The sequence below is a fragment of the Geobacter psychrophilus genome (assembly GCF_056821595.1).
The window spans coordinates 1,919,021-1,930,534 of the sequence record NZ_JBXDTU010000004.1 but is presented as its reverse complement, the minus strand read 5'-3'; the positions used below and the strand labels follow the sequence as shown (position 1 = coordinate 1,930,534).

Sequence of the window (11,514 nt, the reverse complement as noted above, 5' to 3'; positions counted from 1 at the left end):
AATATTTTTTAACCATTCTGAGGGGAGAAGAAAGAATGAATAATTTGAAGAAGAGGTTCGTATGTGCCTCGCTGGCAGCGGTTGCTGTATTTTCAAGTCTTATCGCAGGGTGCGGTACTGATAGCTCATCACCTGTGACTACGATTATGTACACATCAGATGCACATTACGGCATCAAACGGTCAGTTGTCGCTAATAGCACTTTCGGCAATTTGAGCAGCGCCCAGCAGGTCAATGGAGCGCTGGTCGGGGTTATGAACACAATGCCGACGATATCATTGCCGAGTGATGGCGGGATCAACGCCGGGCAGACAGTGGGTGCTGTTGACTTTGTCGTAGAGACCGGCGATGCCGTCAACCGTTCTGAAAAAACGGTCTACCCATTTGCCAAGGCACCTGCTTCAGCCACCTGGCCACAGTTTGCCGCCGACTATTTGACCGCGCTCAATGTGAAGGACCGGAGCGGCAACAAGGCTCCCTTATACATGACCCCCGGCAACCACGATGTCTCCAATGCAATCGGCTACTACAAGGCTCCGCAGGATTCTGCGGCCGGTCTTGACGCCACGTCGTATGTGGCGATTTACAACCTGATGATGACGAACAAGCCCGCACTGACCAATGCTGCATTCATCGGTGCACCTTCCGTTGCAGCAGCCGCTGCCAGCTATGCCGGCAAACGGGTCGTCACATCACGGCTGGTGAACGGTGTTCTGTACGTTTTCGTCGGGATGTGGCCCGACTCGCTAAACCGCCCGTTGATTGATGCCGAACTGGCAAAAGTTTCGGCAACGACCCCGGTCATTCTGTTCACCCACGATGAACCGACCTCGGAATCCAAACATTTCACCAACCCGAATGCTCCATTTGACATCAACGCCACGAACAAGTACGAGAACCTGCTTTCAGACGTATATGCCGATGCGCAGACCGGCGTTACCCCCGGACTTTTAACTGACGTTGAACAAAGGGCCTTTGTTGCCTGGCTCAAGACACACAAGAACATCGTCGCCTACTTCCATGGCAATACCAACTCCAATGAATTCTACACCTACAGAGGTCCTGATAATGACATCAGCCTGAAAATATTCCGGGTTGATTCACCCATGAAGGGTACCATTTCAGGCATAGATGCGGCCGACGGCAAGGGCGATCCCACCAAACTCTCATTCCAGGTGATCTCAATCGATTCCGGGGCGAAAAACATGACGGTACGCGAGTATCTCTGGAACACGAAAACCTGGGGCGCCTCCAAAACGGTATCGCTGGCCCCTCGTACCATCTAGTCGTTTGATTATCACGTAGTTGCACATCGAGCCCGCGCTGGAGACAGCGCGGGCTTTTTACTCTGTCCTGAATCAGTAACGCCGGAATGCTGTAGTGGCCGGAAGAGCCGGGGCCTGTACGTCGCCATGGTGCAGCAGACCGCTCACTCCGTTGGTCCTCCGCCGGACTGACGGTAATCTCCTGAAATGCGTTGGCAGAGGCCTTCCGGACAAGCGGAGGCATGGAGGCGTCACGGGTTCAGGTCTGTAATTAACATTTCACCAACTCGACACCCCCATGTAACCTTACTTTTGTTACGGTATTCCTCGGGATCATCCCTGGGGCATCTACATTTCATAATCAATTTTGCAAGGAACGTACATGAACAACCTGATTGTTAACAAGTACCTGTTGAAGCAGGAACTGGCCACATTCGAAAACGGTACCGTGCTGTACCTGGCAGAGGATATTTCCAAGGGTGTGTCGTTTTTTATCAAGGCCTTTAAGGGTGGACAGGGCAGTGAAGAAGTCAGGATGCGGGACTATTTTTACACAGAGGCCAAAAAACTTGCCCATTTGAATCATGGCAACATTCTCCAGGCAGTCGATTTCTTCGAAGAGCAAGGGGTCTTTTACCTGGTACAGGAGCATTTTGTCTCGTATCGGCTGGATGAGATCATCAATCATCATGGCGGCAACAAGGAGCTGCCTACGCTGCACGTCATCAAGCAGGTGCTGAAAGCGCTCTCATATGCCCATAGCCGCGGGGTGCTCCATCGGGGAGTCTGCTCAACCAACGGTTTTGTGGCCCGGAACGGAGTTGTCAAACTGGATGGATTCGGCGCTTCCAGCACCATGCCGATAGAAACGGCTTCCGGCGCCGGCTTCATTGCCGCGGCTGCCTACATGAGCCCCGAACAGATCATGAACCCCAAGGCGATTGATCAGCGCTCTGACATCTTCTCGGTCGGCATGCTCATGTACCAGATGCTGACCGGTGCAGCTCCGCGCGAAACGGGATCAACCATCATCCAGCTGATGCGGCAGATGGAGGAGGATATCCCTGACATACGCGAGAAGCTTCCCCGGATGGATCAGGAACTTGCGGGAATAATTCAGCGCGCCCTTTCCCGGTCGCCTGATCACCGTTTCCAGAGTTGCGACGAGTTTATTGCTGCCCTGGAACAGTATCAGCATCGTGAACAGCGCGCCCGGGCAGAGCTGCAACAGCTGGCGGAACATAAACTGCGCAGACGGAAATTCATGCTGCGCGGTGTCTCTGCCGCAGCCATGCTGGTCATTCTGACCTGGGGTGTGTGGCAGATGTTCTTTGCCGAACGGATTGAAACGGTACTCCGGCTGCAGGGTTCCAATACCATCGGCGCCAAACTGACCCCGGCCCTGGCGGAAGAGTTTTTGAAACGCAAAGGTGCCAACAAGGTCCGGCGTGAAACAGGCGCAAATGAGGAAGAGCTCAGGATCGTCGGCAGCATGGGGCGCACCCGGGCCTGGGCAGTGGAAATCAAGTCACATGGGTCCGGAACCGCCTTCGAGGGTCTTGAAAATGCACAATGCGATATCGGCATGGCTTCGCGCCCTATCAAGAAAGAGGAATCCGCTAAACTGGCCGCCCTGGGCGACATGACCCGCTACGGCTGTGAACATGTCATCGGGCTTGACGGCCTGGCGGTTATCGTCAACAGCGCCAACCCCTTCGCGAAGGTCAGCAAGGATACGATAGCCCGGATTTTTGCAGGAGAAACAGGATCATGGAAGGATGTCGGCGGCAGTGACAAAGCAATCGGGCTCTATGCGCGGGATGACAAGTCGGGGACCTTTGACACCTTCAAGAGCCTGGTTCTGGACAAGAAGAAATTGAGCGGCAATGCCAGGCGCTATGAAGACAGCAACAGGTTGTCCTCCGATGTCGCTAACGATCCCGGCGGTATCGGATTCATCGGACTGCCGTATATAAAAAGCAGCAAGGCCCTTGCCATTGCGGCGGGTGATGCCGGGGGAGCGATCTTTCCGAATACCTTCACCGTTGCGCGGGAAGAGTATCCGCTTACCCGTCGCCTGTATATGTATGTGCCATCCAAAACCAATAACCCTCTGGTCAGGGAGTTCATTGAATTTGTACTCTCGGATGAGGGACAGGAGGTCGTCGAAAAGAGCGGATTTGTTTCCCTGGCGATTCGGGCCGAGACACCGGTGTTGCCGGACAGCACGCCAGCAGATTTCAGAGCCATGGTGGCCGGCGCGGAACGGTTGTCGCTCTCCTTCAGGTTCCGCCCCGACACGATCAGTTTCGACAACCGTTCCCGGCGCGATCTCGACCGTCTGATCCATGCCCTGGAGCGAAAGGAATTCCAGGGACGCAAGGTTATACTGTTCGGTTTCAGCGATACGAGTGAGGGCAGTAAAGCGAAAGAGAGTGCCGAACAGCGGACAAGACTGGTGGCGGGAGAGCTGGCAGCACGCGGCATCAAGCCGGCGCTGGCAGTGGCACTGGGATCCGTCATGCCACTGGCGCAAGGCGGCACCAAAGATGGGAAGCTTCGTAATAACAGAGTCGAAGTATGGCTGTCCAGGCGGTAAACATGCATATGATAGCAGCGGGTTCCAATTTCCCGATACGCACAGTGACCTCAACGCTCCTTGAGAATGCCCGCCAGGCTTTGGCAGGATATTTCATGTTTTCCACCGCCGATGGCGTCGATATGCCGGACAGTGTCATTCTGACAATCCTTCTGGCAAGGAAAGAGTCCAACGCACAGAATTTTGAGCAGATGATGCTTGAAATCGGAGCATTTTGCGACGAGCGGCTTGATGACGCCACCGATGCCGGGGGAGTCGGGCGCAAGAACTTTCTTGGGCTGATTGGACTGCTTCAGCGAATGGAGGAAGCCTCAAAACGCATCAACAAGCTGGTCCTGTTTGCCCGCGGTATTCCCGATATCGACACTCTGAAGGTGCTTTCTGCCACCTGGAACGAGCTGAACAGCATCAGAGCGGGGCTTTTCAGGGAATTGCTGGTTGAAGATCTTCTCGCCAGCGACCTGCCCGGCAGGATGGGTCGCAAACGGTTAACCAATCTGCTGGAAGGTCTTGACTGCATTTCGCAGGGCACCGGTACCATACGGGATATCCAGCAGCGCATGGAACGGGTTGAACAGGAAGAACAGCTCATCGTCAAGGTGGTGACCACCATCCAGGAGGCCATCGGTAACAGTTATGGGAGGGTGGCTGGTGACGGGGAACGGGACACTATCAAGCGGATTGTTTCGATTGAACTACGACACCAGCGCCTTATGAAGGGGGATGAAATCCCGGACAAGCTGTTTGATGTCGGACTGCGTCTCGCCAAGAGCTCCCTGATGTACATGAATACGCTGCTGCCCATTATTGTCGCACAAGGTGACGCCGGTTTGAGGGAGGAGTTCATCAGGGATTCGGGGCTGGACAGGCTGCTTGTGGAAGAGTTGGAAGAATTCTGGTGCGCCCGTGAAAAGATACCGTGCGAGAGGTTGGACCCGATCCGCAGCAGATGTTGAATGGATCTACAGATGCTGATTCCACTGACGGAAGTCAGGCATTACAAGGAGGAACAGGGTCATGATGGTTGTGGATAGAACTAAGTACGTTGAAATCGGGCGTAAAATGAGAGAAATTCCACTGGAAAAGCCTGGTTCGAGCTACGAATGGGAAGAACTCGTACAAAAACTGTGTGTTTCATGCGATGACGGTTTGCGTACGATTGGGGTGCGCGAACTGGCGATTCTGCGCCAGAACTGTCCCAGCTGCCCGGTATTCAATCGGCCACATGGCAGGGTTCGATAGAAACGCAGGTCGGCTGCATTGGGACAGGACTGTGTAGTAAGTTCTGCTGCTGTTTCGCAAGCAGGTGGCCATGAGCAGCATTAACCGAAATGCATGTCACGCTCTGCCCCCCTGCCAGCACACGGTACTATCCAGACATACTCGCCAACCACCTGCCCACGGCTAGCACAACCCGGCTGCAATTGTGCTGTCAATGATGACGCCATTTGCGTCCGGCAGGTTCATGGGCCGGTGGCAGGCCCCGCAATAGGTTCCATCCTGCAGTTTAGCCCAGAGCACCAGATTTTCAGAATCACACCAGTCACAACTCCAAAAGTAATAGTCTTCATTAAGCCTGATCTTCATTGTCGTGTTCCTCCGTTTATTTTTATCAAATTATATACGATCATTATTACAATCATGTGGAGGTAAGATAAAATCTTTGTTAATTCTTCGATATACAGCCGGCACAGGTTTGCAATTTCTACAAAATCTTTATCTTACTGCAACATGTTTGTAACAATTGTATGTTACATATAGGTAAATGTTGTTAGGTGTTTTTTAACGTTTGTACATCAAGGGCAGGAGCACGATATGAAGAGAGTGTTGATTATCGAGGATGAAAGAGACTTGGCAGAGTTGCTGGCTTTCAATCTTGAAAAAGAAGGGTATACGGCCACCTGTGTTCATGATGGCAAGCTGGGACTTGAACGGGCCGAAACAGACCTGCCTGATCTGATCCTGCTGGACCTGATGTTGCCCGGATTGCTGGGAACCGAGGTCTGCAAGGCGCTCCGCAAAAATCAGCGCACCGCCCATATCCCGATTATCATGATAACGGCAAAAGGTGATGAAATCGACCGCGTGGTTGGATTTGAGGTGGGTGCCGATGACTACATTGTCAAGCCGTTCTCCATGCGGGAAGTGACTTTGCGGGTCAAAGCCATCATGAGACGCTTTGAGCATGAAGTCCAACAGACGACGTCTGATCTCCTTTCGATCGGTGAAATTCTCATCGATACTCAGCGCCATACCGTTGTGAGCGCCGGCCAGGAAATCGATCTGACCAGTACCGAGTTCAAACTGCTGCTCTTCATGGCAGAAAAAAAAGGGTGTGTACAGAGCCGTGAAAAGCTGCTGCAGAATGTATGGAGCTACAACAATGCCGGTGACACCAGAACCGTTGATACCCATGTAACACGGCTGCGCGGCAAACTGGGGACTCCCGGCGACATTATCAAGACCGTGCGCGGTTTCGGTTACAAGATCGAGGAGTAAGTATGGGATTCCGAACCAAGCTGGTGCTGTCTTACATCTTCCTGATCGCCCTGATCACCGGAAGTTTTTATCTCTATTTCAATCATACCCTGCAAAAAGGGATGATCGAGGAGAGCCGGGCCAACCTTGCCAGCCAGATTCAATTGGCCCGTTTGCTGGTGATGAGTGACAAACGGGTTACAGGGCCACAGCAACTTGCTGAATCGATCGGTACTGTCATCAAGGCCAGGGTTACCCTGATCGCACCGGATGGTACGGTTATCGGCGATTCGGATGTGGGGCAGGCCCGCCTGTCCCAACTGGAAAATCACCTGCAGCGCCCCGAGGTGCGGGATGCACTGAAGAACGGCAGCGGAAGTGCCCTGCGCTATTCAGACACCTTGCGGACTTCGATGCTCTACTCGGCCGCAACCTACGGCAGCGGAACCACAGACGGCATCATTCGGCTGGCCTTGCCGCTGGAATACCTGACCTCGGCACGGGACACCCTGCACGGCGTGGTCGGCGGGGCAACCGCTGTCACCATACTGATCGCGCTCCTGTTCAGCTACATCCTCTCCAATCTGACAACCAGGCCGCTACGTGACATGGCGGACGCCGCCGCCCGCATCGGTCATGGGGGCAGTAAAGCCAAAATCCCGGTCAATTCCCATGATGAGATAGGTCAGCTGGCGGGTGTCCTGAATGACATGTCGGAGCGGATTGAAGATCAGGTGCAGCGGCTTTCAACTGAAAAACAGCGACTGGACACCATCCTGAGCAGCATGGGCGAAGGGGTCATGGTTACTGACCCCGATGGTGTCATCACCCTGGTTAATCCGGCCTTCCGCCGTCTCTTTTCCATTAGCGGCGAGGTTGAAGGCAAAAAGCTGGTGGAAATCTCCCGCCACCCCGACCTGCTGGAATCCTTCAACGAACTGGGAAAAGCGGATGTAGCCGAGCTGGTGCGGGAGGTCTCCATTCAGCCCAATGATTGTACACTGTTTACGCACTGGGTTCCGCTGAAAGTCGATGGTGTCAGGCAGGGAATTGTTGCGGTATTTCATGATATCAGCGATCTGAAAAAGGCCGAAAACATGCGCAGGGACTTTGTCGCCAATGTCTCCCATGAACTGCGGACTCCGGTAACGATCATCAAAGGCTACGCCGAAACGCTGCTGGACGGTGCCCTGGAATCCGACCCGGTCCATGCAAAGCGTTTCGTGGAGATCATCTCCAGCCACTCGGAACGTTTGACCAACCTGATCAACGATATCCTGACGCTTTCAAGTCTTGAATCAAAGGAAGCGCTGCTTGAACTCAACCCGCTGGATGTCTCCGGGACGATTGCCAAGGCCTGCATGCTGCTGCAGGAACGTGCCGTTCAAAAGAATATTGCCATAGTCAACGAATCCTCTGGTAGTTCACTACCACGCGTGATGGCGGACCAGGGGCGGCTGGAACAGGTCGTGATCAATCTTCTGGAAAACGCCATAAAATATACTCCTGATGGAGGCTCAATCCGATTGTTTACCGAAGATGAAGATGCCTGCATCAGGGTGTCGGTCGCCGACACCGGCATCGGCATCCCCTTCAAGGATCTGCCGCGCATATTTGAACGCTTTTACCGGGTTGATGAGGCCCGGACCCGTGAGCAGGGGGGCACCGGACTCGGTTTGGCTATTGTGAAACATATTATACAGCTTCACGGTGGGGCTGTTTCTGTAACAAGCGAACCGGGCAGCGGGTCGGTGTTTTCGTTTTCGCTCAAAAAGGCAGAGCCGTCAGCAAAGATTTAACCGACTGTTTTCCATCCTGTAACATGAATGTAACTCTGGTCTGCTATGATACGACTACATTCTGTAACAAAACTTTAGAGGAGGAATTAATTCATGTTCAAGAAGTCAATCCTGACCGCGCTGCTCGTGATGATCACTGCAGTAGCGGCTCACGCCGAAAAAGTAACGGTTGATGCCAAAATAAAGAAATACACCCCCGCTGCCGGTGTGGCCGGCAACCTGGGCAGCATCGGATCAGACTCCCTTAACAACCTGATGACTTACTGGGCCGAGGGTTTCAAAAAGAAATACCCCAATGTTAACCTCCAGATCGAAGGCAAGGGCTCCAGCACCGCTCCTCCGGCCCTGATCGCCGGCACCGCCCAGCTCGGCCCCATGTCCCGCGAGATGAAGGGCTCCGAGATCGAGGCATTTGAAAAGAAATATGGCTACAAACCGACCAAAATCGGCGTGGCGCTGGATTCCCTGGCCGTATTCGTCAACAAGGACAACCCGATCAAGAGCCTCTCACTGGACAAGGTTGATGCCATCTTTTCCAAGACCCACAAACGCGGCAGCGCCGATGTGACCACCTGGGGGCAATTGGGTGTCACCGGTAAGCTGGCCGCCATGCCGATCAGCATCTATGGTCGTAACTCCGCTTCCGGCACCTATGGCTACTTCAAGGAACATGCCCTGAGCAAGGGTGACTTCAAAAACAGCGTCAAGGAACAGCCGGGCTCCGCTTCCGTGGTGGAAGGTGTCGCCAGGGATATGGGCGCCATCGGTTATTCCGGGATCGGCTATGCCACCTCCGGCGTGCGTGCTGTGCCGCTTTCCGCCAAGGAAGGGGGCAAGGTCGCAGAAGCAACCTATCACAACGTGCTGAACGGCTCCTACCCCATGAGCCGCATGCTCTACATCTACGTTGCCAAGAAACCGGGCCAGCCGCTGCCCAAGGTTGTGGAAGAATTCCTGCGCTATGCACTCTCCAAAGAAGGACAGGAGATCGTCGTGAAGGACGGCTACGATCCGTTGACCGCCAAACTGGTTGACGATCAACTGAAGGCGCTCAAGTAATCCTTTTCCGCTCCAGCTTCGTATAAGACCCCTCCCTCCGGGGAGGGGATTTTTTTGTATAAACTCAGGTCAACATGGCGAAAACGTTTGTCGACAAATCCCGGCGCAATGACCGTCTGGCCGAAGTGCTGATTCGCATCGGCGGGCTCCTGGTGATTGTTTCGGTTATCTGGATCCTGGTGATGATCTCCCGGGTAGCCCTGCCGCTTTTCTATCCTCCCTCTGCCAGGATTGCCGCCACACTGCAGCTGCCTGCCGCAATCCCGGCCGGCAAGGTTCTGGCAATCGGGACGGAAGAGAATCAGCGCGGAGTTTTTCTCCTGGAGGAAAGCGGAAGTTTTCATTTCATGAAGGTTGCCGATGGTACCCTTTCCGCCAGCATCAAGGTGCCGGTTATTCCTGCGGGCGCTGTTCGAGTCGTTTCCGCGGAAGCTGTCGGTAAATCGGTCTACAACCTGCTCTGGGATAACGGCGCAATTTCCTCGGTCTCGGTTGCCTTTGCTTCTGCCAAGGAAGCGGATGGCAGCTTCTCTCTCAGCCAGGACGTTACCTCGCGGGAAGAGCTCTCTTTTTCACATGCCAGCGGCATTGTGCAATCGTTTGTCCGTTTGATCGAAGGCAAGGGTGCTGTACGGATCGATCGTCTGGCCGGTGACCGCCTGCGGGTAACCCACCAGCTGGTGGAAAAGGACCTGCTCGGCAATGAAAAACGGAGCAGTGCCAGCGCCGATGTCAACGACGCGTTGCCGGGTCATCTGACTGCCGTGGCCGTCGATACGAAGGGGCACTATCTGTATGCCGGCACCGACAACGGCTGGCTGCTGCGCTGGGATATTTCGGAACCGGGACAGATCCATCTCGTGGACAGTGCACCGGCCTCTGAGGACAAGCTGTCCATCACTTCTCTGGCGTTGGTGCTGGGGGATGTATCGCTGGCGGTCGGCGATGCCAGGGGGGCGCTTACAACCTGGTTCCCGGTCAAGGTGGCCGGCAGTGGCGAAGACCGGCGTCTGACCCGCATCCACACCCTGCGTCCAAATCACGGTGCAGTAACATCCATCATTGCTTCACCGCGTGACAAAACCCTGTTTTCAGTAGATTCCGCTGAGATCCATGTCGATCATATGACCTCGGAGCGCAATCTGCTGACAATCAAGACCGCCACGCCGATCACCCAGGCGGCACTTTCTCCCAAGGGCAACACCCTGACGGCCCTGGAAAGCAATCGCACCTTAACGGTCTGGAAGATGGATATCCCCCATCCCGAGATATCATTCGGCACTCTGCTTGGCAAGGTCTGGTATGAAGGCTATGACAAACCGGAATATTCCTGGCAATCCTCGGCCGCCAACGACGACTTTGAACCCAAGCTGAGCCTTGTGCCGCTGGTATTCGGCACGATCAAGGCCACACTGTTTGCCATGATTTTTGCCGTACCGCTGGCCCTGCTGGCCGCTCTCTATACCAGCCAGTTCATGTCACCGAAGCTGAAGGGGCGCGTCAAGCCGGTTGTAGAGATCATGGCTGCCATTCCCTCGGTGGTGATCGGTTTCCTGGCCGGGCTCTGGCTGGCCCCGTTGATCGACAAGAGTGTCCTGACGGTATTCCTGAGTCTCGTTATCGTACCGGTGATGCTGCTGGTTACGATCTTCTTCTGGAAACGGATCCGGACCGCATCCCTGATGCAGCGGGCAACCCGCGGCCAGGAATTCATATTCCTGATCCCGGTTGTCATCCTGGGGGTCTACCTGGCATTTCTCCTCAGCGGACTGGCCGAAGTGAATCTGTTTGCCGGCGACTTCAAGCAGTGGCTCTACAGCTCGCTGGGCGTCCGCTACGACCAGCGCAACGGCATTATCATCGCCATCGCGCTCGGTTTTGCCGTGATCCCGATCATCTTTACCATTGCCGAGGATGCCATCTCGAATGTGCCGCGCAACCTGACCGCCGCCTCGCTGGCCTTGGGTGCCAGCCGCTGGCAGACCGCCTGGCGGGTGGTGCTCCCCTCGGCGCTGCCGGGTGTGTTTTCGGCGGTCATGATCGGTTTTGGCCGCGCCATCGGCGAGACCATGATCGTGCTGATGGCCACCGGCAATACCCCCATCATGAACTGGAGCCTGTTTAACGGCCTGCGTTCCCTGTCGGCCAATATCGCGGTTGAGATACCGGAAGCGCCGCTTAACAGTTCGCTGTACCGGACCCTGTTCCTTTCGGCGGTGCTGCTGTTCATCTTCACCTTTATCATCAACACCGTGGCCGAGGCGCTGCGGCAGCGCTTCCGTAAGAAGTACGGACGGTACTGAGAGGTTTAGTT

The 11,514-nt window shown here is 54.7% G+C and carries 9 protein-coding genes; 8 read left to right on the top strand and 1 reads right to left on the bottom strand.

Going from position 1 to position 11,514, the window contains the following annotated elements; genetic code table 11:
* Nucleotides 1–35 precede the first annotated feature (35 nt).
* From ACOCF6_RS11345 to ACOCF6_RS11330, 4 genes are all read left to right on the top strand, one after another.
* On the top strand, nt 36–1,286 hold the full coding sequence (locus ACOCF6_RS11345) for a metallophosphoesterase (protein ID WP_482460489.1): 1,251 nt from the start codon (nt 36–38) through the stop codon (nt 1,284–1,286).
* A gap of 361 nt (nt 1,287–1,647) precedes the next feature.
* The gene (locus ACOCF6_RS11340) at nt 1,648–3,864 is read left to right on the top strand and encodes a substrate-binding domain-containing protein (RefSeq protein WP_482460488.1); all 2,217 of its coding nucleotides are present in this window, start codon (nt 1,648–1,650) and stop codon (nt 3,862–3,864) included.
* A gap of 2 nt (nt 3,865–3,866) precedes the next feature.
* Nucleotides 3,867–4,820, top strand: a complete 954-nt coding sequence (locus ACOCF6_RS11335) for a TIGR04442 family protein (RefSeq protein ID WP_482460487.1) — start codon at nt 3,867–3,869, stop codon at nt 4,818–4,820.
* Between the two features lie 61 nt (nt 4,821–4,881).
* Entirely contained in the window at nt 4,882–5,106 is a 225-nt protein-coding gene (locus tag ACOCF6_RS11330) for a hypothetical protein (protein WP_482460486.1), read from the top strand.
* A gap of 162 nt (nt 5,107–5,268) precedes the next feature.
* Here ACOCF6_RS11330 and ACOCF6_RS11325 read toward each other — a convergent pair whose 3' ends face one another.
* On the bottom strand, nt 5,269–5,451 hold the full coding sequence (locus ACOCF6_RS11325; protein ID WP_482460485.1) for a hypothetical protein: 183 nt from the start codon (nt 5,449–5,451) through the stop codon (nt 5,269–5,271).
* Nucleotides 5,452–5,679: 228 nt separating this feature from the next.
* On the opposite strand from ACOCF6_RS11325, the gene ACOCF6_RS11320 reads away from it, so the two are divergent.
* The 4 genes from ACOCF6_RS11320 (at nt 5,680) to ACOCF6_RS11305 (ending at nt 11,503) form a co-directional block, all read left to right on the top strand.
* Nucleotides 5,680–6,363, top strand: a complete 684-nt coding sequence (locus ACOCF6_RS11320) for a response regulator (RefSeq protein ID WP_482460484.1) — start codon at nt 5,680–5,682, stop codon at nt 6,361–6,363.
* A 2-nt stretch (nt 6,364–6,365) separates the two neighbouring features.
* Nucleotides 6,366–8,141: an ATP-binding protein gene (locus tag ACOCF6_RS11315; RefSeq protein WP_482460483.1), complete on the top strand. Its 1,776-nt coding sequence runs from the start codon at nt 6,366–6,368 to the stop codon at nt 8,139–8,141.
* Nucleotides 8,142–8,234: 93 nt separating this feature from the next.
* The gene (locus tag ACOCF6_RS11310) at nt 8,235–9,200 is read left to right on the top strand and encodes a PstS family phosphate ABC transporter substrate-binding protein (RefSeq protein ID WP_482460482.1); all 966 of its coding nucleotides are present in this window, start codon (nt 8,235–8,237) and stop codon (nt 9,198–9,200) included.
* A gap of 74 nt (nt 9,201–9,274) precedes the next feature.
* Entirely contained in the window at nt 9,275–11,503 is a 2,229-nt protein-coding gene (locus ACOCF6_RS11305) for an ABC transporter permease subunit (RefSeq protein ID WP_482460481.1), read from the top strand.
* The last annotated feature ends 11 nt before the right edge of the window (nt 11,504–11,514 follow it).